Source organism: Morganella psychrotolerans, from assembly GCF_001676055.1.
Classification (GTDB): Bacteria; Pseudomonadota; Gammaproteobacteria; order Enterobacterales; family Enterobacteriaceae; genus Morganella; species Morganella psychrotolerans_B.
This window is the reverse complement of record NZ_LZEX01000044.1, coordinates 1-22,399: the sequence shown is the minus strand read 5'-3', so window position 1 is coordinate 22,399 and position 22,399 is coordinate 1. Positions and strand designations below refer to the sequence as shown.

At 48.5% G+C, this 22,399-nt stretch carries 19 protein-coding genes, 1 tRNA gene, 1 rRNA gene and 1 pseudogene; 3 read left to right on the top strand and 19 right to left on the bottom strand.

Translation table 11 applies throughout. From position 1 onward, the window contains the following. Positions 1-484: 484 nt before the first annotated feature. The 12 genes from deoD to AYY17_RS18110 all read right to left on the bottom strand — a co-directional run bounded on the left by deoD (position 485) and on the right by AYY17_RS18110 (position 13,426). A complete protein-coding gene (gene deoD, locus AYY17_RS18165; protein ID WP_067369579.1) occupies positions 485-1,204 on the bottom strand; it encodes a purine-nucleoside phosphorylase in 720 nt (239 codons plus the stop codon). Positions 1,205-1,275: 71 nt separating this feature from the next. Beyond that, positions 1,276-2,499: a phosphopentomutase gene (deoB, locus tag AYY17_RS18160; RefSeq protein ID WP_067426137.1), complete on the bottom strand. Its 1,224-nt coding sequence runs from the start codon at positions 2,497-2,499 to the stop codon at positions 1,276-1,278. Positions 2,500-2,559: 60 nt separating this feature from the next. Beyond that, positions 2,560-3,882 (bottom strand): thymidine phosphorylase, encoded by a 1,323-nt coding sequence (gene deoA / locus AYY17_RS18155; protein ID WP_067426135.1) that lies wholly within the window; start codon positions 3,880-3,882, stop codon positions 2,560-2,562. Between the two features lie 91 nt (positions 3,883-3,973). Next, positions 3,974-4,756 (bottom strand): deoxyribose-phosphate aldolase, encoded by a 783-nt coding sequence (gene deoC, locus AYY17_RS18150; protein WP_067398911.1) that lies wholly within the window; start codon positions 4,754-4,756, stop codon positions 3,974-3,976. Between the two features lie 637 nt (positions 4,757-5,393). Then, positions 5,394-6,656 (bottom strand): NupC/NupG family nucleoside CNT transporter, encoded by a 1,263-nt coding sequence (locus tag AYY17_RS18145; RefSeq protein ID WP_202906439.1) that lies wholly within the window; start codon positions 6,654-6,656, stop codon positions 5,394-5,396. A gap of 374 nt (positions 6,657-7,030) precedes the next feature. Beyond that, positions 7,031-7,813 (bottom strand): TatD family hydrolase, encoded by a 783-nt coding sequence (locus tag AYY17_RS18140; protein ID WP_067426132.1) that lies wholly within the window; start codon positions 7,811-7,813, stop codon positions 7,031-7,033. 9 nt (positions 7,814-7,822) lie between these two features. Next, positions 7,823-8,875 carry a patatin-like phospholipase family protein gene (locus AYY17_RS18135; RefSeq protein ID WP_067426130.1) on the bottom strand — a complete coding sequence of 351 codons (1,053 nt, stop codon included), beginning with the start codon at positions 8,873-8,875 and terminating at the stop codon, positions 7,823-7,825. Between the two features lie 30 nt (positions 8,876-8,905). Further along, positions 8,906-9,316: a BON domain-containing protein gene (locus AYY17_RS18130; RefSeq protein WP_067426128.1), complete on the bottom strand. Its 411-nt coding sequence runs from the start codon at positions 9,314-9,316 to the stop codon at positions 8,906-8,908. 199 nt (positions 9,317-9,515) lie between these two features. After that, positions 9,516-11,105, bottom strand: coding sequence for a peptide chain release factor 3 (prfC, locus tag AYY17_RS18125; protein WP_067426126.1), 1,590 nt, complete (start codon positions 11,103-11,105; stop codon positions 9,516-9,518). Positions 11,106-11,261: 156 nt separating this feature from the next. Continuing rightward, the gene (gene fliB / locus AYY17_RS18120; protein WP_067426124.1) at positions 11,262-12,494 is read right to left on the bottom strand and encodes a flagellin lysine-N-methylase; all 1,233 of its coding nucleotides are present in this window, start codon (positions 12,492-12,494) and stop codon (positions 11,262-11,264) included. A 100-nt stretch (positions 12,495-12,594) separates the two neighbouring features. Then, complete coding sequence (gene rimI, locus AYY17_RS18115; RefSeq protein WP_067426121.1) at positions 12,595-13,047, bottom strand: ribosomal protein S18-alanine N-acetyltransferase; 453 nt, start codon at positions 13,045-13,047, stop codon at positions 12,595-12,597. Beyond that, positions 13,019-13,426: a DNA polymerase III subunit psi gene (locus AYY17_RS18110; RefSeq protein WP_067426119.1), complete on the bottom strand. Its 408-nt coding sequence runs from the start codon at positions 13,424-13,426 to the stop codon at positions 13,019-13,021. The genes rimI and AYY17_RS18110 overlap by 29 nt, the downstream gene beginning before the upstream one ends. 91 nt (positions 13,427-13,517) lie before the next feature. On the opposite strand from AYY17_RS18110, the gene rsmC reads away from it, so the two are divergent. Both rsmC and AYY17_RS18100 read left to right on the top strand, forming a co-directional pair. Next, entirely contained in the window at positions 13,518-14,531 is a 1,014-nt protein-coding gene (gene rsmC / locus AYY17_RS18105; RefSeq protein WP_067426117.1) for a 16S rRNA (guanine(1207)-N(2))-methyltransferase RsmC, read from the top strand. A 101-nt stretch (positions 14,532-14,632) separates the two neighbouring features. Next, positions 14,633-14,719: transfer RNA gene (locus AYY17_RS18100), tRNA-Leu, on the top strand. A 62-nt stretch (positions 14,720-14,781) separates the two neighbouring features. Here AYY17_RS18100 and AYY17_RS18095 read toward each other — a convergent pair. The 5 genes and pseudogenes from AYY17_RS18095 to AYY17_RS18075 all read right to left on the bottom strand — a co-directional run bounded on the left by AYY17_RS18095 (position 14,782) and on the right by AYY17_RS18075 (position 20,896). Beyond that, the gene (locus tag AYY17_RS18095) at positions 14,782-15,042 is read right to left on the bottom strand and encodes a DUF1435 family protein (RefSeq protein WP_067369612.1); all 261 of its coding nucleotides are present in this window, start codon (positions 15,040-15,042) and stop codon (positions 14,782-14,784) included. Between the two features lie 177 nt (positions 15,043-15,219). Beyond that, positions 15,220-16,883: pseudogene (locus AYY17_RS18090) on the bottom strand (Na/Pi cotransporter family protein). Between the two features lie 436 nt (positions 16,884-17,319). After that, on the bottom strand, positions 17,320-18,756 hold the full coding sequence (gene phoA / locus AYY17_RS18085; protein ID WP_067426114.1) for an alkaline phosphatase: 1,437 nt from the start codon (positions 18,754-18,756) through the stop codon (positions 17,320-17,322). Between the two features lie 540 nt (positions 18,757-19,296). Then, entirely contained in the window at positions 19,297-19,959 is a 663-nt protein-coding gene (locus AYY17_RS18080; RefSeq protein ID WP_067426112.1) for an ATP-binding cassette domain-containing protein, read from the bottom strand. Positions 19,960-19,999: 40 nt separating this feature from the next. After that, on the bottom strand, positions 20,000-20,896 hold the full coding sequence (locus AYY17_RS18075) for a LysR family transcriptional regulator (protein WP_067426110.1): 897 nt from the start codon (positions 20,894-20,896) through the stop codon (positions 20,000-20,002). 111 nt (positions 20,897-21,007) lie between these two features. Here AYY17_RS18075 and AYY17_RS18070 point away from each other — a divergent pair, with 111 nt between their 5' ends. Next, on the top strand, positions 21,008-21,451 hold the full coding sequence (locus AYY17_RS18070) for a PACE efflux transporter (protein ID WP_067426103.1): 444 nt from the start codon (positions 21,008-21,010) through the stop codon (positions 21,449-21,451). Positions 21,452-21,796: 345 nt separating this feature from the next. On the opposite strand, the gene AYY17_RS18065 is transcribed toward AYY17_RS18070, so the two are convergent. Together AYY17_RS18065 and rrf are read right to left on the bottom strand one after the other, a co-directional pair. Beyond that, complete coding sequence (locus tag AYY17_RS18065; protein WP_067426098.1) at positions 21,797-21,979, bottom strand: pertactin-like passenger domain-containing protein; 183 nt, start codon at positions 21,977-21,979, stop codon at positions 21,797-21,799. A gap of 318 nt (positions 21,980-22,297) precedes the next feature. Next, positions 22,298-22,399: ribosomal RNA gene (gene rrf, locus AYY17_RS18060) — 5S ribosomal RNA — on the bottom strand; the annotation flags it as partial.

Below are 22,399 nucleotides of genomic sequence, written 5' to 3'. Positions count from 1 at the left end.
TTTAATTCTTTGTATTACATTTTCACTCAATAACACCGGCTATTTTTCGTTGTCAGTGAGTGACGGTAATATCCTGGTTCAGACACAATCACCTCATAAAGGTAATTAATGCTGAGGGGGGAGAAATCCCCCCGTTTCTCTCTGTTACAGGTAGCAGTAAATCAGGCACCTTATTTTTATTATCTGTAAATAAAACAATTAACTTATGGCACTATTATTATGAAACTCCCATCATTATTACATTCTTTTATTAAGAATATAGAACTGACTAAATCAGATACAATGGCAATAATAGCTACAATAACAATATGTTTTACTATTATTTTATCCTCAATTTTAAAAAACAATGAAATACGTCTATTCTTACTGAGTGACGGAAGTTCTGACGTTAATATACGTTATATCTGCGCAGACAATTAATAAAAAAAACCTCTGCGGGAGAATAACACCGGCAGAGGTTTTTTATTATGATGACGAAAATAAATTACTGTTTATCGCCCAGTAATACTGATTCCAGTGCAATCGTAATCATTTCATTAAATGAAGTCTGACGCTCATCTGAAGGCAGATTATCACCGGTACGGATATGATCAGAAACAGTGCAGATAGTCAGTGCTTTCGCACCAAACTCAGCGGCAACGCCGTAAATACCGGCCGCTTCCATTTCCACACCTAAAATACCGTATTTTTCCATCACATCAAACATCTGCGGATCCGGCGTATAGAATAAATCAGCAGAGAAAATGTTCCCCACACGCGCAGGAATACCCGCTTTTTCTGCGGCATCAACCGCATTACGCACCAGACCAAAATCGGCGATTGCGGCAAAGTCATTATCTTTAAAACGCAGACGATTTACCTTGGAATCTGTACTTGCGCCCATCGCAATAACCACATCGCGCAGTTTGACATCAGGGCTGATTGCCCCGCATGAACCGACACGGATAATAGTTTTTACGCCAAATTCAGTAATGAGCTCTTTTGCATAAATAGAGCAGGATGGGATCCCCATTCCGTGACCCATTACTGAAATACGGCGGCCTTTATAGGTTCCGGTAAAACCCAGCATGCCACGCACATCATTAACTTGTTTAATGTCGTCTAAGAAATTTTCTGCGATATATTTCGCCCGCAGCGGATCGCCGGGCATCAGAACAACATCTGCAAAATCACCCAGTTCGGCATTAATGTGAGGGGTAGCCATAAGAAATTCCTTTCAGTAAATCGCAAAGGGAAAGGGCAGGCAATCGCTGCCTGCCCGAAAGAAGTGACACATTACAGCATGTTTTTACCATAATCCATCGGGGATAAATTAAAATAAGACGCGACAGTCTGCCCGATATCAGCAAAGGTTTCGCGATATCCCAGAGAACCCGGTTTTACTTTTGGTCCGTAAATCAGAACAGGGATATGCTCACGCGTATGATCTGTTCCCGGCCAGGTCGGATCACAGCCGTGGTCAGCGGTGAAGATCAGAATATCGTCTTCTTTAACCAGCTTCAGCATTTCCGGCAGGCGGCGGTCGAACAGTTCCAGCGCTGCTGCATAACCCGCAACATCACGGCGATGACCATAAGAAGAGTCAAAATCCACAAAGTTGGTGAACACGATCGTGTTATCACCCGCCAGCTTCATTTCTTCCAGAGACGCATCAAATAATGCATCAATTCCGGTCGCTTTGATTTTCTTCGTGATCCCGACATGGGCGTAGATATCCGCAATTTTCCCGATAGAAACCACTTCACCCTGCTTTTCTTCCACCAGCTTTTGCAGCATGGTCGCAGCCGGTGGCTCTACCGCGTAATCATGGCGGTTACCGGTACGTTCAAATGAACCGGCTTTTTCACCCGTAAACGGACGGGCAATAACACGGCCAATATTATAATCACCCGCCGTCAGTTCTTCACGGGCGATTTCACACAGCTCATACAGTTTTTCCAGGCCATAGGTTTCTTCATGGCAGGCAATCTGGAATACGGAGTCTGCGGAGGTATAGAAAATCGGCTTACCGGTTTTCATGTGCTCTTCACCGAGCTTATCGAGGATCACAGTACCGGATGAATGGCAATTTCCGAGCCAGCCCGGTAAATTGGCACGCTTAACCAGTTTATCCAGTAATTCCGGCGGGAAGCTGTTTTCTTCGTCTTTAAAATAGCCCCAGTCAAACAGAACCGGTACACCGGCAATTTCCCAGTGACCTGACGGCGTGTCTTTACCGGAAGAGAGTTCGCCCGCATACGCGTAAGCGCCGATAATGTCTGCATTTTTATCCAGACCTTCCGGGAACGTACCGGTGGATTCTTCCGCCGCTTTACCCAATCCCAGGCGGGACAGATTAGGCAGATGCAGCGGACCTTTACGTCCTTTATCTGCATCACCACGGGCACAAACCTGTGCGATATGACCTAACGTGTCAGCACCGGTATCACCAAAATCAGCCGCATCATGTGCAGCACCAATACCGAATGAATCCAGTACCATAATAAACGTACGTTTCATAATTTTCTCCTGTGACAGATCACGTCAGAATGCAGGCTCCACGTGAATAACAAAATCGTTTTATCCGCCTATCCGGCGGTAAATCAGCGGTGTGTCCGCAACCGGATGCTCACTGAGAGTGATAGCCTGACGCACAGTCTGAGCCGCCTCATGCCACTCTCTTTCGCTGTTTGCATGGATCATTGCCAGTGGTGTCTGACCATCTGCAACGGTATTTATCGCAGCAATGTCACTTAGCCCGACGCTGTAATCAATCGGGTCACTGGCTTTGCGGCGTCCGCCGCCTAATGATACCACCGCCATTCCCAGTGCCCGGGTATCCATGGCAGTCACAACACCTTCGGTTTCAGCATAGACCGGTTTACTGAGAACTGCTGATGGCAAATAGTGCGAATAACGTTCAACAAAATCAGACGGGCCGCGTTGCGCTGCCACCATCCGTGCAAAGACTTCCGCAGCCTTACCATTATCCAGTACGCGCTGTAATTTTTCTTCCGCGTGTGTGCGATCGTCGGCTAATCCGCCGGAAACCAGCATCTCAGTACACAGTGCCATGGTAACTTCATAAAGACGCGGATTGCGGTATTCGCCGGTCAGGAAACGCACGGCTTCACGCACTTCAACTGCATTTCCCGCGCTGGATGCCAGCACCTGGTTCATATCCGTCAGCAGTGCCGTTGTCCGGCAGCCCGCACCATTTGCGACCTGTACAATCGCCTGTGCAAGCTGCTCTGATAATTCGTATGTCGGCATAAATGCACCGGAGCCGACCTTCACATCCATCACCAATGCATCCAGACCTTCGGCTAATTTTTTACCGAGGATCGAGGCGGTGATAAGCGGGATAGAATCGACTGTTGCCGTGATATCGCGGGTAGCATAAAAGCGTTTATCCGCCGGTGCTAATGAATTTGTCTGACCGATAATCGCAACACCGGTCTCTTTAATGATACGACGAAAAGTTTCATCATCGGGAAAAATATCAAACCCCGGAATCGCTTCCAGTTTATCGAGTGTACCCCCGGTATGACCCAGTCCGCGACCGGAGATCATCGGAATAAATCCGCCACAGGCTGCAACCATCGGACCTAACATCAGAGACGTCACATCCCCGACACCGCCTGTGGAGTGTTTATCCACAACCGGGCCCGGTAAATCAAGGCTTTTCCAATCCAGAACAGAGCCGGAGTCCCGCATCGCCAGTGTCAGAAAAACACACTCCTGCGGGTTCATATCATGGAAATAAATGGTCATTGCTAGCGCAGCAATTTGTCCTTCCGAGACGGAATTATCGCGGACCCCGTTGATAAAGAAACGGATCTCTTCATCTGACAGAGGGTGCCCATCCCGTTTTTTACGAATAATTTCCTGAGCCAGAAACACAGTTATCTCCTTAATACCGGACACGTACCGGACACATACCGCCGGACGTTAATCAGAAAAACGGACAGCGAATGCTGTCCGTTAAGAGTGATTAATACTTGCTGTCAGATTTGGCGTCAGCGTAGCCCAATGCATTGAGCAGGCTGGCTAACAGGCTGGATGCGCCAAAACGGAAATGGCGGGAGTCTGTCCAGCCTTTACCCATAATACGGTCAGCCATTGCCAGATATTGCGCCGCTTCTTCAGCAGTACGGACACCACCGGCAGGTTTGAAACCAACGGTTTTACCGACACCCATGTCGCGGATCACGGTCATCATGATTTCTGCGGTTTCAGGCGTGGCATTAACCGGCACTTTACCTGTGGAGGTTTTAATGAAATCGGCACCGGCTTTGATTGAGATTTCAGATGCCTGACGAATTAACGCAGGGTCTTTCAGCTCACCGCTTTCGATAATCACTTTCAGCAGCACGCCCGGATGTTTCGCACATGCGTCTTTACAGGCTTTCACCAGATCAAAACCGACCTGAGCATTACCCGCCATCAGCGCACGATACGGGAACACAACATCCACATCATCTGCGCCATAAGCAATAGCCGCATTAGTTTCAGCCAGGGCAATCTCAATATCATCATTACCGTGCGGAAAGTTAGTCACTGTTGCGATACGGACTTCCGGTGTGCCCTGCTCACGCAGAACTTTACGTGCCAGCGGAATAAAGCGGGGATAAATACAAACAGCCGCAGTCTGTCCTGCCGGGCTTTTCGCCTGATGACACAGAGCGGTTACTTTCGCATCAGTATCATCATCATTCAGGGTAGTTAAATCCATTAAGGACAGCGCATGCTGCGCTGCAGCGGTTAAATCGGTCATAAAAACTCTCCAACGGTACCGGTCTGTTCCGTTTCCGGACAGACACAATGTCTGAACGATGCAAAATGTGTTGGCGAGCGGGACTTGGTTCCGTGAAGACGTTGCCTCTCTTGCGATAACGCTAACGCTGAGATCCTTCTCACCGCGCTGTAATACAGGTGACAGTTATAAGACAGTCACCGAATCCATTACATGGTATCCATGCCTTATTGGAGCATGTCTTGGCGCTATAATACGTGCCTTTCATCACGTTTATATAACAGCATTTACATCAATACATATAATTATGTGATAAAAATCACACCAATAGGGCTATATACACAAAACAGCTGTGCATATTCGTTGAACAGTATAGCGCAGGTAACGGGTAAACAGGGAGAGACAGAAAGGCAAGTACACTGAATCAGTGGGCGGAAAAAGAGTATACAGGGATATACCCTTATTCAGAATGCAGTTTGAATGAATAAGAGATATACCCAACGTCATTCAAGATGCAGGCAGGCGGCAAGCTCCGACTGCCGGGGAGCATACATCAGTATGTGACCCGGCGGGCTGAGTGCAGCCAACACACCTGCAGTTTGAATGAATAAGGGTATATAGCACAGGTGAATAGGTATCACCTGTGCTGATAAACTAATTACAGTGCCAGGAAGAAACCGGCAATGGTTGCACTCATTAAGTTAGAGAGCGTACCTGCCATCACAGCTTTCATACCTAAACGGGCCACATCTTTACGGCGCGTCGGTGCCATACCGCCCAGACCACCCAGCAGGATAGCCACGGAAGACAGGTTTGCGAAACCACACAAGGCAAAGGAAATAATTGCTTTGGTGTGATCTGACAATGGTTGCAGACCTGCGGCGATCACCTGTGCATCCGGCTTCATATATTCACCGAAATTCATAAAGGCAACGAACTCATTCACCACCACTTTCTGACCGATGAAAGAACCGGCGGTCATCGCTTCACTCCACGGTACACCGATGAGGAATGCGATTGGTGAGAACAGCCAGCCGAGGATTAACTCCAGTGACAGCTGCGGATAATCAAACCAGCCGCCGACACCACTGAGTATTCCGTTCAGTAATGCAATCAGGGCAATAAAGGCCAGCAACATCGCACCCACGTTCAGGGCTAACTGCATACCGGCAGATGCGCCACTTGCCGCTGCATCAATAATATTTGCAGGGCGCTCTTCCTCTGATTCCAGGAGAGCTTCCGCTTTATCGTCAAACCTTTCGGTCTCCGGCACCATCAGTTTGGCAAATAATAATCCGCCGGGTGCTGCCATAAAGGAAGCGGCAATCAGATACTCAAGCGGTACGCCCATCTGTGCGTAACCCGCCAGAACGGAACCGGCAACCGATGCCAGACCACCACACATTACCGCAAACAGTTCAGAGTTGGTCATACCGGCAATATACGGACGAACCACCAGCGGTGCTTCTGTTTGTCCGACAAAGATATTGGCTGTTGCAGACATGGATTCCGTGCGGGAGGTGCCCAGTATTTTCTGTAAGCCGCCACCGAGAACTTTAATAACAAGCTGCATGATACCGAGGTAGTACAACACCGCGATCAGAGAAGAGAAAAAGACAATAACCGGCAGAACACGCAGTGCGAAAACGAACCCGCCGCCGCCGAATACTTCAAACATTTTAGGCGAAACCAGTCCACCGAAAATGAAATCCATCCCTTTCTGCCCGTAGCCGATAACACTGGCAACGCCGTCAGACATGCCGAGAAGAATTTTCCGGCCCATCGGAACATAAAGAACTAATGCCCCGATCAGCACCTGAATAATAAATGCACCAATGACAGTACGGAGTTTAATTGCCCGGCGATCACTGGAAAACAGCACTGCGATAAAAACCAGCACTGCCATTCCGACCAGACTCATGAGGAGTTGCATGGAAGTATCCCTGTTCACGATTGTGTAGATTAATAGCCTGATTTTGCATGCAGCTCAAAAAATAAGGCCGTGTGGCGCTGATTATACCCGGTCGCTCCGGCTAACAACCAACATGCGTCACAAATAACGACTGAAAAAAGTAACAAAAAATACAAAAATATGATGACAATCACATTATTCAACTGTTTTTATCTGAAAATGGCCCGGAGGGATAAAAAACTGCCGGAAATTTAATCAAAAAACGGAGGCAAAATAATACCTGATCACACACATACATTATTTTGTATATTTTGACACACAACATGCGTATCCGCACAGAACAAAATTCCGGAAAAATCGATTCAGGAGCCTGAAAGAGATGATTACAAAGAAAAAAGCCGGCAGCTGTTGTGATAAATCTGAGCAGCAATCTCATCCGGGGATTCTTCCCGCAGGGAACAAAGTACCTGAAAAGTACTGACAATCCGTTCAGGGCGGTTTGGTTCCCCCTGAAATCCGCTCAGTGGCATATCCGGCGCATCCGTTTCCAGCAGCAGGGCTGTCAGCGGAAGCTGTGCAATCGCTTTACGTGTTTTCTGCGCACGTTCGTATGTTATCGTCCCGCCCACACCAATGTAATACCCCAGTTTTACAAACGCCTGCGCCTGAGCAAAACTGCCGGAAAAACCATGAACCACGCCCCGCCGGGGAACCGGATGGCGTTTTAAAATAGCCGCAAGTGTGTCATGGGTTTTACGTGAATGGAGTATCACCGGGCGATCTGCGCGTGCAGCTAACTGTAATTGCGCAATAAAAAATTCAAGCTGTTTTTCCCACTGCGGCGACGCCATATAACGATCCAGGCCAATTTCACCGACAGCAACACATTCCGTACCGGCCTGCATTATAAGGGTTTCAAGCTGTTCCAGATGCGCCTGCGTGTGTTCGGCAATATAAAGCGGATGCAGCCCCAGCGCGGCATGCAGACGGGGAAGCGCATCCGCGGATGTCCGGCACAGAGTGGTGACCGTTTCAACATTCCAATGACTGACTGACGGAATAATGATATCGGTCAGTCCGGCTTGTGCGGCATTGGCTTTATGGCGGGGTAAATCATCCGTGAAAAAAGGGAAGTCAAAATGGCAATGTGTATCGATAAATAACATTGCGGCCTCTTAATCCAATAATTCATTCGGTGAATGCAAGATGGCAGCGGAACCGTCCGTTTCCGGCAACAGCACGTCATTATCATTGGATGCAACCGGAACCCGCAGAACTGATGTATGCATCGGCTGATGTGATGCCCAGCGCTCCCCGAGGGTCGCAAGAAAATACCGCCCGCTGCGCCGGCCCAGCCGGTAATCCTGCATCAGCGTATTCACCCTGCTGCCCAGCGCATTACTTGCCAGTGGTGAACGTGGATAAATTTCAACAATTTCAACACCATCAGGTGGTGACTCAATAAATTTCTGCGTCCGGTAATAGCTGACAGCATGCTGTTTCATCATCGCCACCATGTGTTTCAGATTACTTTTTTCCAGCCAGCGCTCCATCCGCTTCACCCATTCAGGTGTGTAGTAGAGCTGTGACGGCACGGTCCGGATCACCACAATACGGGTCGCACCACGCCGCCACGCCTCAATAACCGGAACCGCATCACTGATCCCGCCATCATGATAAGTGACACCATTAATCTCCACGCCTTCGCGGTAAAATCCCGGAATAGCACTGGAGGCTTTGATGATATCCAGCCAGTTTTCCGCGTGAGGACTGAAGTAATCAGCATGCAGATTATCCGCCCGGCTGGCACACATGTAAAACGCCTGCCCCTGCTCAAAACGCTGCAGTGCATGAGTGATATCAAGAGGGCATTCAACGGATGTGGCAGAAATCAGCCAGTCGAGGTCGATCAGATGTCCGCCGCGGATAAACCGCAGCGGATTAAAGAATTGCTTATCCGTTGTGTAACGGGTAATAACGTGACGGGCGTAGCCACGCTGCCCGCAAATATAAGCAGAAAGGTTCTGCGCCCCGGCAGACGTGCCCAGCAGCAGATCAAACGGATTAAATCCATTTTTCAGAAACTCATCCAGCACACCGGCGGTAAAAATACCGCGCTGACCGCCGCCTTCACAAACCAGCGCCAGTTTTCCGGTCGCCAGCAGCGGGTCAGGCAACCATGCCAGCGGTGCAATTTTTCCCGGTGTAACCGGAATATAGGTTCCCATATTCTTTGTCAGCTGAAATCAGACAGAAACTTATTTATACTGACCAATACTGACTTCAACAGCACGGACACCCGGTACATTTTTTGCAATATCAATGATTTGCGCGCGTTGTGCGTCTGTCGTCACGAAACCGGAAAGATACACAGTCCCGTTGATGGTTTTCACTGCAATATCATTACTGTCAATACCGGACGCATTTAATAACTGCCCGCGGATTTTTGCTGTAATAGTACTGTCATCCACCAGCAGAGAGGCATCTTTAACTGTACTGTCGAGTTTCTGCTCTGCTTTTTTACCAAAGGATTCAACGGACTGAGATGCATTATCCCATGTCTGCCCGGCTTTTTGAGTCAGAGAGCTGTCTGCTGCAGCATAAGTACTGAATAATGCGCCGCTGACCAGCAGGATACTCAGTGATTTCAAATTCAGATGCGTTTTCATGTCCTCTCCTTTTCAAAATAATCGCAAGATGATGCTTAACCATACCCCGGATATACATTAGTTAATACTACGTATCCGTCAGTATATCTTAACAATAGCACGGATGATTAATGTCAGTATCCGGTAAAAGTATGTAATACGGAATAGTCCTGCATAGTCCGGCAGGTAAAAAAAAATGCGCCCGCAGGCGCATTTTTCATCAGTGTTCGCGGGTTTTATGAAAACTCACATCCGGATAACGCTCACGGGTGAGATTCAGGTTTACCATAGTCGGGGCAATATAAGAGAGGTTGTCACCGCCATCAAGCGCCAGATGCAGTTCGTTCTTGCGTTTGAATTCTTCCAGTTTCTTCACATCATTACATTCAACCCAGCGCGCCGTTGAGACATTGACCGCCTCATAAATGGCTTCCACGTTGTACTCGCTTTTGAGGCGCGATACCACGACATCAAACTGAAGCACACCCACCGCACCAACGATAAGATCGTTATTTGTCAGCGGACGGAACACCTGAACTGCGCCCTCTTCAGATAACTGAACCAGCCCTTTCAGAAGCTGTTTCTGTTTCAGCGGGTCACGCAGACGGATGCGGCGGAACAGTTCCGGTGCGAAGTTAGGAATACCGGTAAATTTCAGCAGTTCACCCTGGGTAAAGGTATCCCCGATCTGAATCGTTCCGTGGTTATGCAGCCCGATAATATCGCCCGGGAAAGCGGTTTCCACATGCGCACGGTCGCCGGCCATAAATGTCAGTGCATCCGCGATCACCACGTCTTTCTTCAGACGCACCTGATGCAGTTTCATGCCTTTTTCATACACACCGGAAACGATACGCAGGAATGCCACGCGGTCGCGGTGTTTCGGATCCATATTCGCCTGAATTTTAAATACAAACCCGGTAAATTTATCTTCCTGCGCAGTCACTTCGCGGACATCAGCCTGACGCGGCATCGGCGTCGGTGCCCATGACACCAGACCATCCAGCATGTGATCAACGCCAAAGTTACCCAGAGCCGTACCGAAAAAGACCGGCGTCAGTTCACCGGCAAGAAACAGCTCTTCATCAAATTCATTTGATGCGCCCTGCACCAGTTCCAGCTCATCACGCAACTGACCGGCAAAATCTTCACCGACAGCCGCATCCAGCTCAGGCGAGTTCAGCCCTTTAACAATACGCACGTCCTGGATAGTGTGCCCCAGCCCGCTCTGATACAGATAAGTTTCATCACGATACAGGTGATAAACCCCTTTAAACGCCTTACCGCAACCTATCGGCCAGGTGATAGGTGAACAGGCAATTTTCAGCTCATTCTCCACTTCATCCAGTAACTCCATCGGGTCACGGATCTCACGGTCAAGCTTGTTCATAAACGTCAGGATCGGCGTATCACGCAGACGCGTAACTTCCATCAGTTTACGGGTCCGGTCTTCAACCCCTTTTGCCGCATCGATTACCATCAGACAGCAGTCTACGGCGGTCAGTGTGCGGTACGTATCTTCGGAGAAGTCTTCATGCCCCGGGGTATCCAGCAGGTTTACCAGCGCATCCTGATACGGAAACTGCATCACTGATGTGGTAATGGAAATACCACGCTGTTTTTCCATTTCCATCCAGTCAGATTTTGCATGCTGATTAGAGCCACGACCTTTGACGGTACCGGCTTTCTGGATAGCGTGTCCGAACAGCAGGACTTTTTCGGTAATGGTTGTTTTACCGGCATCGGGGTGCGAAATAATCGCAAAGGTGCGGCGCTTGGCCACTTCCTGTAAAAAAGTATTAGTCGACATCAAATTGTTCTTCTGGGGCTGTGAGGTCAAAACACACTGGTTTTCACCTCTGATTTCTCATTAATGATGCTTATTTTCGCCCGGTTTGCCCCCTGAGACAACAAAAGCTTCTGATTGCCGCGCTATACTCTGAATAATCAGGGATGCACGGGTGTATCAGCCATCCAGTAAGCAGATACATGCCAGCGCATCACTCATCTGACACGTTTCCATCAGAGCCAGTAATTCAGTATTAATGTCTTTCATATGCATTTTCAGTGAAAAGTAGGCACTCACCACTAATTGCACATCCGTTTCCGCTACCATGCATGTTTCTGTTGCCGCCAGAGCAGACAGGTTTGTACGCAGATAAAAGTAATCCATCACCAGCAAACTGAAGTGCGACAATGCATTTTTTTCACCCGCGACCTTTTGGCTGAAATTTGCCACATGAGGAAACTGACTGTGATACAGCAGATAAGCAAAAAGATTGCGCAATGTGTGTGGTTCGCTCAGGCAGGAGTCCTGCATCAGGGCTTTCCATCCGGTCAGAAGCTGTGCCATATTCTCTTCAGTACGCTCAGGTGTCTGATTTTCATCCAGTTCCAGCTTGTTCAGCGTATTAATATAGGTTGAAAGTAAAAGAGTACCGCTGCGGGACAGCCGCGGGATAAATTTGCCGTAAACACCCAGAACAGCAACCTGAAAACTAACCGGATGCGGCAACGCTCTGCGCTCTGCCGCCAGATCACCATTTTCAGTCGCCGCGAGTAAAAATTCATACACGCCCTGAATACGATCAAAATTGGCTTCAATCTCATAATTTAATTTGTCGATAAAGATAAGCAACTGCATGACAGCATAGAGATTATCTTCAAATTCAGATGACTGCGCCTGAACCAGATTCAGACACCAGAGGTACATCAGATATTGTGGATCGGTCAGTGCTGCGTCTTGCGTGGCTTTTTTCAGATACTGGTCTTCTTCCGTCAGTTGCATTGCATCGGCGGAAAACAGCAGTTGCCGTACCACTTCCGGGCAGGAGAGAGATAGACGCTTAAAGGTCGCATTCTGATATTTCACCTCACTGCGCGGATAAATGCGACAGGTACGGCTCATCGCAGACGGACCCAGTTTGCTGTAAATATTGCACAGCCGTTTTTCGGTCAGAAACGGGCATTTTTTCTCATCTGTCAGACGGATAAATGCATAATCGCCACCACTGTCAGATTTGAGCACATGATCGTGTGAAATCTGTTTAATTTCAATACTTTCAGCACTGTGATATTTTTTATAGGTTTTTTTATCAATACTGATAAGCCAATCCTGACAGCAATGAGAAAGGCAGTCAGAACCAACACACTGAAAGCGTTTGATAAACATCGGTGTAATAATTTTATGAATAAACATGGCGAGGCGCACCCGTGATGAATGTATCTCATCACGGTAACACGCAAAAATTTGCTGAAAGGGATGAAAAAAACGCCGATTTATCTGACTTATTACCGTATTACATCCCGATATCAAGAAAAAGCGCCATAATTAGTGCATCCTCTTTTCCTTGCTTAGCCGGATAATAATTTTTCCGCACTGATACTTCATTGAAGCCCAGAGATTCATACAGTGCAATCGCCGGACTGTTGGATGCCCGGACCTCCAGCCAGAGTGTGACGATGCCTTTCTCTGTCAGATCCTCAATCACTTTCATCAGCAACTGACGACCATAGCCTTTCCCCTGATGTTCCGGTGCAACCGCGATATTAAACAGCGTGGCTTCATCAAGAACCGTCTGGTTAACGGCAAACCCCGCCAGTTCACCATCGGCTTCCAGCCTGAGATTGTGGTAACGTTCGCCCTGATTGCTTTTAAATGTACTTTCACTCCAGGGATAGGCGTGTGCGGCCTGTTCAATGCGAAACGCTGCATCGAAATTATCAGGAAGCAGCGGTAATATTTTGATCATATTGATAAATTTGTGTCCATAACCCGCGTTTCGCCTGCACATCCTGATACAGATTGGCAAGTGACGGAGTGTGTAATAAAGGAAGTGTATCCGGTAAGTCTGCATCAACGCCCGGTAACCAGCACAGGCAGGATGTCTGTTCCGGAATGCTCTGTATATTCTCAGGCGCGATGCAATAAACGTCATCTGCCGTGATATTCAGACAACGAAATATATCGCTGAATAAATCACAGGTGAGATCTGTCTGCTCATCGGTTATGATCAGCAGGCGTGCCGAAGCCGGGATCTGTACCGACAGTTCCCCTTTCAGGCGCTGTGGTTGCCGCAGCGTCCATTGGGTAATCCCCATCTGAGCCAGCATTCTGTCTCGTCGCGTCATAATGTATCCCTGAAAGACCAAACGACCGTATAGTAGCAAAGCGCGCTGCATGCGCCAATGCTGTCAAATCATGATTTACAGGAGTTAACGGATGTCCATGCTTACCCCGGCCAGTGAAGTTATTTTACGTCACGCAGAAGAATTTACCGAGAGCCATGTCCTGCTTGCCGGGGACATTCAGGATCTTATTGCAGCTCAGCTTACTGCAAAATCAGTGTATGCCAGCACCACACAGTATCATCAGTGGCAGGCGATGCACCCGCAGCTTGGTGATAACAGCGCGTTTGAGCTGACTGTCAACGCTGAAGCAGCGGCACGTTGCGATACCCTGATCTATTTCTGGCCGAAGAGCAAACAGGAAGCCTTATTTCAGCTGACACAGATTTTCTCCTGCCTGCCGGTCGGCAGCCACGTGTTTATTGTCGGGGAAAACCGCAGTGGTGTGCGCAGTGCTGAAAAAATGACGGAGGCATTTGTCTCCCTGCACAAAGTAGACAGTGCCCGCCGTTGCGGTCTTTATTACGGCGAACTGACGGCTGCTGCTCAGTTTACGCTGACTGACTGGCTGAAAGAATATCAGGTTGGTGATGCAAACATTGCCACACTGCCGGGCGTATTCAGCCAGGATAATTTTGATAACGGCAGTGCCCTGCTGACAAACGCGCTGACCCGTCCATTGAGCGGAAAATTGCTTGATATCGCCTGCGGCAGTGGTGTTATTGCCACCGTACTGGCAAAACGTAACCCGGATCTTGTTCTGACGCTCAGTGATGTGTCTGCCGCCGCCCTCGCTGCAAGCCGCGAAACACTCACCCGTAACCAGCTGGAAGGTGACATTATTGCCAGTAATGTCTATTCTGACCTCAGCGGAAAATATGACTGGATAGTCTCTAATCCGCCGTTCCATGACGGACTGAATACCAGTTACAATGCAGCACAGCAGCTTATTACCGGTGCTAAAGCGCGCTTAAACCGCGGCGGGAAAATCTGTATCGTGGCAAATGCCTTTTTACCGTACCCGGCACTGCTGGACAGCACGTTTGGTCAGCACCAGGTTCTGGCACAAACCGGAAAATTCAAAGTCTATCTGGCGACAAATGCCTAATAATCACGCGAAGTCTTCAGGTTCCGCAAAAAAATATTGACGGCACGGATAAAACCGCTAAAATCCGCCTCCATGCTATCGGTACAAGATAGTTCTGGTTTGCGAGGATGGCGGAATTGGTAGACGCGCTAGCTTCAGGTGTTAGTGTTCTTACGGACGTGGGGGTTCAAGTCCCCCCCTTCGCACCACTGTTATTACACACTCATTACGCGCTCTGCGTACACAGATCCAATTCTGTTATCTCCCCCGGCTATATCCTCAGATGCTCGAACCAGAGCAGACTTCCCAGAACAAATGCAATGCCTGCCGGTATCAGCAGGAAATGACGCAATACGCGGTTATATAACATCGGCATTGTCAGCAACATGACGACCACCAACGCAATGCGTGCTGCGTCCTCTTCATGTCCCGGCGACAGAAACAGCAACACCGGAACCAATGCAAGCATTACCCCACCGACACCGGTAATGTGCTGCCAGAAAAATGATGAAAGCGAGTTTTTGATTTGCATGACACCCACCCTTTACGATAACGCAAATGAGAACAATTCCCGTTATCATAAATAGTCTGCCGGATGTTGCAAGCCTTTTCAGTCTTAACATGCAAAAAAGGCATATAACTATATGCCTGTAAATCATATACCTATAAACTATGTATCTATAAATTAAACAGCACAACTCCCTGAGTTTCAGGGTGTTCCGGCAGTCTCATGAGACGTATCATCATTTGCTGTTTCGCTTCTTGTATCGGCTACACCTTCCAGCACATGATACGCCACAGAGCAAAACAGAGAGTTCAGACGCTTCATATCACCCAGTAACCCGATATGTAAACGGCTGCTGCTCATACTCTGCATATTATTGACATGCAGGCGCTCCACATGCGCAAACGAGTAACGCTGATTCAGCAAACGGAACCGGTGTTTTGCCCGGCGCAAACGCCGTGCGTTATCCACATCTGCGGACACAAACACCGACATCGCCAGATTGAGATTATTTTGCAGCCGCGACATCATGGTAGTCAGTTCACTGTAACCATCTTTCGAGAAAATCCGCTGCGGATCGGCGGTCTGGTTTGCAACATCATGTGCCATACGCGCAATAATTGATGAAGACTGCTGTAAACTCATCGCCGTATCAATAACTTCTGCCCAGCGGCGGGAATCACTCTCTCCCAAATCAGCCTGCTGCAATTGCGCCAGATATAATTTTATACTGCTGTGCAACAGCTCAGCTTCATCTTCCAACTGATTAATCAGCCGTTTTTGTTCACTTTTCCCCGACAGCTGACTATCAAAGCGCTGTAACATCTGCTCAATAACATCACCCAGCCGCAGCGTTTCCCGCACAGAATTTGCCAGCGCAAGTGATGGAGTATCCAGCGCGCTCTGATCCAGATAACGCGGAGCGATACTCTGCGTATCCACCGGCGGTTCGGCTATCAACAACCGGCAGAATCGGGCCATTGGTTTAACCAGTGCCAGCATCAGAACACAGCGGACAAAGTTATAGACGACATGGAAATAAATCACCACTTCTGCCGCCGGCAAATTGTACTGCGCTATCCGGACTGACAGAGGCTGTATCCACGGCAGCACCAGTGCGCAACCAATAAGCTTGAACAGCATACTGCCGAGCACCACCTGGCGGGCAACCGCATTCTGTCCGCGGCTGCTCAGCAGAGCAAGAAACCCGCTGCCGAGGTTTGACCCTATCACTATTGCCAGGCTGATATGCAGCGGCACCAGCCCGGTGGCGCTCAGAGTGGCGGTCAACAGCACGGCGGCAAGGCTTGAATAGCTCACCATCGCAAACAGTGCGCCCACCAGCAGTGCCAGCACCGCATCGCCGCTGAGGGAGGTGAAAATTGCCTGAACCGCCGATGCCTGTGTGATAGGCTCTGCGGAGGAGACAATCAGCTGCAGGGCAAGGATAATCAGCCCCAGACCTATTCCCACGCGACCCAGTTGCCCGGTACGGCTTTTCTTCTGACTGAGAAACGTACTTACCCCCGCCAGGATAAGCAGCGGCGACAGCAGGAAAGATCAAACGTCAGCACCCGTGCCATCAGTGCGGTACCGACATCGGCTCCCAGCATAATCACCAGTGCGGGCGGCAGTGCAATCATGCCTTGCGCCACAAAAGAGATCACCAGCAATGCCGTGGCATTACTGCTCTGAACCAGGGCAGTTACCCCCAGTCCGGCCAGAAATGCCCGCGATGTTTTCCGGATACTTTTTTCCAGCAGGCGACGTAAATCAGCGCCGAAAACCCGCATAATCCCGGTGCGCACAATATGCGTTCCCCAGACCAGCAACGCCACTGATGAAAGAAGATGGAGTAATGTCAGCATAGTGTTCCCGTTATAACGATCAGATAAACGGTATATCACAAAGTCACCATGTGATAATGATAAAAAACACCGTCGCTATCAGAAAAAAATATCGCATAAAACACATAGTTTTACGGAATAAAGCGTGCCGCCCCGGAGCCGGGACATCAGAATAGTATATCTGATGTAAAATATATTTCAAAAATCATCATGTTACAAACAATAACAAAAAAACCACCGGCACATAGTACCGGTGGCAGCCACTGCTGAAATCAGCAAAACAATCAATATAAGAAATCAGAGCAAAAAATTGTGAATATCAGTTGATATATACCCAACGTCATTCAAGATTCAGGAAGGCGGCAAGGGAAAACAGACGGGGAGCATACATCAGTATGTGACCCGGCTGTCCTCGTTCTGCCAACGAACCTGTAGTTTGAATGAGTAAGGGTATAGGTTACTTCAGTTCCATTGCTTCACGCATAGTGAAAAACAAATCAGTCTGATCCGTTAAACCGACCACATTCGCCGCCCCCGGTCCAAATGCCGCTATACGCAGCTGCGAGCCGGTATGCTCCTGCGAATCTGATTCTGAGTTGCCGTAGTTCACTGCCATCACGCTGCCGTCTTTGGTCATCAGAGCCTGAGTCAGGCCCGGTGATACCACATCGGCTTCGATAATCTGGCTGGAATGCGCATGGTCAGCGGTCACAATCACCAAGGTATCACCGTGCTTCTTCGCATATTCCATACCAATTTGTACTGCTTCATCCAGCGCAACAGTCTCACCAATCTGGCCACAGGCATTTGCCGCGTGATCCTGTTTATCGATTGACGCACTCTCAACCTGTAAGAAGAAACCGTTTTCATGACTTTCCAGCAGATTGATCGCTTTTTCTGTCATCTGAGCCAGTGTCGGCGCATTCGGATCCAGTTTGGAGTTTGGTTTACACTCAACAACTGCTTTATCCAGATTTCCGCGATAAGAGGCTTTCGGCCCTTCCCAGGCAACCGCCATATTGCCGTCACTGAATAATCCCAGCACCGGTTTATCCTGATTTGCCGCTTTCACTTCCGCCAGAGATTTTGCGTCTTTTACAATGTGATACCCACGAATAACTGCCTGTTCTTCCAGTGTTTTTCCTGAGTATTCACCCGCTTTGGCGGTTTGACCGAAACTTTTCGCACCGCCGCCCAGCGTAACATCGGCACGGGCATTCAGTAACTGCTCACTGATAGAGCCCAATCCGCCGTTTTCCAGGGCGTCCGGTGTACAGCGCTCTGCCGTTTCTTCCGGACCATAGCATTTACGCTGGCTGATATGAGAGATGAGTGCAGCCGGTGTCGCATCCTGAATTTCAGAGGTTGTGACGTTGCCGGTCGCTTTGCCGTTTTTCTTTGCCAGTTCGAGGATGGTGGTGTGAGGTTTGCCATAAACATCAATGCCCAGCGCACCATTGTAGGTTTTAACACCAGACGCCCAGGCAGTTGCTGATGCGGCAGAATCTGTAACATAATTAGGTTTCTGTGTTTTTTTATCCAACGCATACGTGGTGTACTGCCCGGTCAGCGGCAGGGCATCAATCCCTTTAAACACACCGCCCGCGCCTTCGGCATAGTTACGGGCAACCGTAATTTCGGAATCTCCCATGCCGTCACCGATAAACAAAATCACATTTTTTGCTTTGGTCTGACCGATGGCCGCATTCAGTGCTTCGGTCTGATCGGATGTCAGGCGGCGCGCACCGCCAAACTCCGTAATATTTCCTTTGGCAGCGCGATCCTGCGCCATAATAGTATCTGCATTTCCCGCCGCAACTGCCGGCAGCGCAGAACCTGTTAACAGAGCCAGAACGGCAACAGCAACCCGTGTTTTAATCATCGCATGAAGCATCAGCAGGATCCTTGTCATTAAATAAAGTCGTCGGTTATCAACGCAGGGAAGCTTAGGCTGCTCAGATGACATTAACGTGACACTATTATGACTTCCTGGTGTCAGTCAGCGTTTGTAAGCCGTAAGTTTATTAGTAATTACTAACTTCAGGGCTCACCACTCAGCCGCCCCCCCCAGGAGACTACCAAGAATAGTCCGACACATTGCCAAACAGACCTGACGAACAGCACAATATAAGAGCAGAGCCAGATATCAGTATCATTAAGACGCGCCATAGAATAAGGCTGTCCGCCGGTTGAGAGAAAATACCCTGCTCTGGCGGATACGGATAGTTAGTAAGTGCTAACTTCCATTTGCCACCCGGTATCCCCGGGGTGAATACATCCGGGTATCAGACTGCGCCATCTGTAAGTACGCCTGTCCGTGCTTATCAAATAGTCCCGTTATAATGTCAGTCTGGTTTTCATCCGTTACGTAAAGGGGCTGACAAGAAGAAGAGAAAGAAACTGAAGCCCGCGCGGAAAATGTAAGATCTGCAGCTCACACCGCCGCCAACCTGTTCAGCAACGGTGCATCCGGTGTGCGATCCTTTGCTACCGGAGAACGGGGGGATTCACCAACAATCCACAGAGAGGTACACACTTTCTCAAGCAGCGCTTTATTGTGGCTGAACACAATTAGTCCAAGCGGGCGTCGCTGTGACTCATCTATCAGGACCTGCCAGATCTGCGCCTGAATATGGGCATCCAACTGTGCCGTCACCTCATCTGCAATCAAAAAGCGGGTACGCGGGTCTAACGCACGCAGCAGCGCAATACGCGCCAGTTCCCCGCCGGATAACTCATTCGGGCGGCGCAACAACCACTCCGGCTCAATACACAGTTTATCCAGCCATTGTGCATCCGGTTTCCACGCATCATACAACCCGGCACCGGTAGTACGGTAAGGATTAAAGCACTTCTCCGGATGCTGCGGCACCAGTTGGACAGGACAATAGCCGGACTCCGGAACAGGCTTTCCGTCAAGCAACAATTCACCGGAACGTGGTTTTTGCCACTGAGCAAGAATTCGCCCCAGAGTCGTTTTTCCGAAACCACTCGGCGCTGAAATACCAAAACGCTCACCTGCATTCAGCCGGAAAGAGAGGCTCTCCCATAATGTTTTACCACCCTGAATCACCTGTAAATCACGGATTTCAAACATACGTGCTCCTGTGGACTGATTTATCTTATTATCATAGCAACTAATTTCCGGTACACACATGGCTTTCCGTCAGCAGCCCGATACAATCTTGTGCACCGCGTTTAAGCACATCCCCTTTCCGGCTGACAATGTGCACCGGCAGTACCAGACCATTGCGGGTATTGCGGAACGATAAAATTTTCAGCGAACCGGCAGCAACATCAGCACGGATCAATGATTCCGGCAAATTACCCCAGCCGATCCCGGCCTTAACCAGTCCGAGTGCCATAGCAAAATTATCCGTTTGCCAGGTTTTCGTCGCCATCTGTGAGCGAACGTCACTGAGAGAATGGTGAAGACTGGCAATAACAATCTGCTTTATCTGTACCAAATCTTCAATATAAACAGATTGTTGCTGTGACAAAGACGGATGTGCGGCTGAAATGGTTGCCACCAGAGATTCATGACCGATACAGTGAAACTGCTCACCAGGATCCACATACAACCCGCCGAAAACCAGTGCCAGTTGAATCCGCCCCTGATGCAGCAAGGGTAAAATATCATCCTGCGATCCGGATAAAATTTCTGTTTTCAGCAACGGATAGCGCTGATTAAGTATCTGCAATGCCGCAAACAGACAATCCGGATTTACACAAGTCGCTACCCCGACCGCCAGTGTACTCTCCACATCCTGCGTCAGCTCACGGGTAAAAACATTAAGCTGATGAATCTTATCGGTTATTTCTCTGGCATAGGGAGCCAATGCCAGCGCTCTTTCTGTCGGCACCGGTGCCCTTCCATTCCGGTCAAACAGAGCAAATCCCAGCTCAGCCTCCAGATTACCGATAGCCATACTTACCGCAGAGGGCACCCTGTGCAAGGCCCGTGCTGCCGCTGAAAATGATCCCTTCTCCAGCACCGTCAGAAAGAGCTGTAAATTATCACTGGTAAAAGGCATTCATTCCCCCTTCTGTCAGAAAAACTGATAGTAGCTGACTTTTATTATCATCTCTATTGATTTAATTTTGCATTCCGGTTCACACAGCAAAAGAAACAGGATGAAAAAAACATGCAGGGTTTAAAACGAAAAATAGTCTTTATTACCGCCTATGAAGTTATTGGCTGGATGATCTCCTCTCTGGGACTGGCGTTACTCTCCGGCAATTCTGCCGGTGTTACCGGCCCGTTGGCACTGGCTATTACCACTATTGCAGTGAGCTGGAATTTTATTTTTAACAGTTTGTTTGAATATTGGGAATCCCGTCAGATATCACACACCCGGACACTGCGCCGCAGGCTGGTGCATGCTGTATTATTTCAACTGACACTCGTGGTATTCCTTATTCCGTTAATTGCATGGTGGTTATCTGTTAGTTTATTACAGGCGTTCCTGCTGGATTTCGCATTAATTATCTTTATTCCGATTTATACTTTTTTCTTCAATTGGGTATTTGACAAAATATTTGGTGTCCCGAATTCAGCCCGTCCACGACAGGAAAAAATTCTTCTCTGACGTAATAATAAAAGCCATACCGACAATAGTATGGCTAAATATAGTACGCAAATAAAAAGCCAAAAACTGACTTTTAATCCGATATATGCGTTGACAGGTGATTCTGCTTTGTCACCGTGACTATACCCTTATTCATTCAAACTGCAGGTTCGTTGGCGGCGTGAATGACGTTGGATATATAACCCGGACTCACGGAAAGCATTATATCCGGCACTAACGCTACTGTGGTACCCATCTGATATTTCCCGGTTACAGACTCATCACCATTAGAAAATACTTTTCCATTCAATGCTTCTTTATTATTTTTAATAAATTCACCACACTATTAGCTCCGGTCAGTTTAAATTAGTTATTATTTTTATTAATTTCAATTAACCCGACTACCGGGTCAGGATTAATAATTTCTTTATCCACGCCCTGAATGTTTACTTTAAAATCACCGGTTACATTGTTTATTACAACTAGTTTATCACTGACATCGTCTGCTATTTGCGAATGAAATGAAATATATCCGTTTCCGGTACTCACTTGGTAATGGAATATCCTCTGTGTTATTTGTCGCTGTTACGTAATCAGGGATGTGGTGCTTTCTGACACGGACATTTAATTTACCGTCAGCAGCGCAAAATAGAAACCGTTGTTTCATTCACGGAAATTTATTCATAAAAGTATCGGGATTTACTGAATCAGGTCAGGATTACAATGGCAGAGGGTTATCAGAGCAGGTGAAAAATAGCGATGATGTTGTTTATTCAGAGGTTTTTATAACATTCAGGCGGAGTATTGATTTTTTTCGTCCAAACGCAAAAAAGCCACCCAAAGGGTGGCTTCTCGGCTTAAATAATAACCTGGCGGTTCCCTACTCTCACATGGGGAGACCCCACACTACCATCGGCGCTACGGCGTTTCACTTCTGAGTTCGGCATGGGGTCAGGTGGGACCACCGCG